Genomic DNA, 1,601 nt, shown 5'->3' on the forward strand with positions numbered 1-1,601 from the left:
TACTGCTGGCTTGCAGTATTCGTCTGTGCCCGAGCAGTGAGCGTGCCCCCGCCGTGTTGCAGCGAGAGGTTGACCCCGTAGGTATCCCCGCGAAGGGTAGCCGTGGCGCGGAGCGTCTGCACGTTGGGCAGTGAGAGCGTTTGGCGCAACGATTTGGGCAACAGCGGCATCAGTGCCGAGAGACGTTGGGTACGGAGGAGTAGGTCAGCCTTGCCGCTACGGGCGGGTTGCGTGACGTGCTGCACATGGCCCTTGACCGTGAGCGAGGCAATGCCCGGAAGCAGGAGTTCGGAGCTTTTGAGTTGCAGCCGGTCGATATTGCCCGAAGCCTGCGCTTTCAGCGTGATCGGTGCCTGGGGCAGTGCTTTGAGGTAGGCCAAGGGCACGTAAGCCTGGCCCAGCGTCAGGAGGTCTTGGCGACCGATACGAGCATCCAGCCCGACTTGCATCTGTCCGCCCTTGCGGGGAGAGAAGGAATGAAAGTCCAGCGCCACTTGGGCATCCATGCGGGAGTAAGGCGTGTGGAGGCTGAGGTCGGGCAGGCTGATGCGGGTGCTGTCTAGGTAAACACTGCCCATGAGGCGGCGGATGGAGAGGCCTGACTTTTCGCGCAGCGTCAGACCGCGCAGCCGGGTGCGCAGTTGGTCGTTCTGATAAGAGAGCGTATCGAGTAAGAGGGTGAGGTCGCTCACCGCTAGGGGGTTAGGGTCAATGCCCGTAGTGGGGCGCAGATAGGGTAGGTCGTAGGTAAGGCCTGCTTGACGCAGTTCGAGGCTGCGCACCGCATAATGGTTGCGCCCTGTGTCGAACCTTCCGCCATGGAGAGTCAGCAATGGGAGGTCTGCTCCGATACGCATAGAGTCGCCCGGCATACTGAGCTTGATGCGGCTGCGCTCAATGGTGGCGCGGTCCACTCGGATGTCCCACTTGGCCTGGCTCTTGGTGGTGTCCTTTGCCGCCGTATCGCTGAGCATCACCATGAAGTCAGCATCGCGCAGCTGTACGTGGTCGATGTGTACCTTCTCGTTTGTCCAGTCCACCCCATGAGCCGCTGCGGTGAGGAGTCCTGCTTCCCCCTTCAATTGTACGTCTGAGATGAGGCTCTTTGTATTGAGCTTAACGCGGTACAGCTCCACGCCCTCCACGTCAGCCCGTCCGGAGAAGAGCGGTCTGAGCGCAATGTTGAGCCTTAGGCTGCGGGCATCGAGCAACGTATCCCCCGCTTCGGTAGCCAGCACGTGGTGTACGGCCAGGTCGAGCGGAAAGGCAAGGCGCACCTTGTCAATTCGCACAGTTATCCCCATCGATTGGGAGAGCGAGGCGGCGACTTGGTGCACCACAAAGTTTTGTACAGGCGGTATATAGATAAGTACTGCAAGCAGGAGGAACAGCACCACGGGCGTGGCAAGCAAGATTCCCAGTGCTTTCGCAATCTTTCGCATTCTTTTCATGGGGGCAAAAGTAGTGCAAGGCGAGTGAAGAGCGAAGAAAGCCGCAGGTTTTCTTAAGCTCTTCCGAGCCGCAGCCTACTTTGGCGAAGCTGAAGAGTGTAAGGCGAGAGCCGGGATAATCCGAGCCGGAGGAGGGGTAAAAGAAAATCC

1 protein-coding gene is annotated in these 1,601 nt (G+C 59.6%); it reads right to left on the reverse strand.

The genetic code is table 11. From position 1 onward, the window contains the following. The coding region (locus tag Q4P78_RS08595) for a hypothetical protein (protein WP_303339966.1) at positions 1-1,442 on the reverse strand (1,442 nt) is incomplete at its 3' end. Between the last annotated feature and the right edge of the window lie 159 nt (positions 1,443-1,601).

The organism is Rothia sp. (in: high G+C Gram-positive bacteria) (genome assembly GCF_030540545.1).
GTDB lineage: Bacteria > Actinomycetota > Actinomycetes > Actinomycetales > Micrococcaceae > Rothia.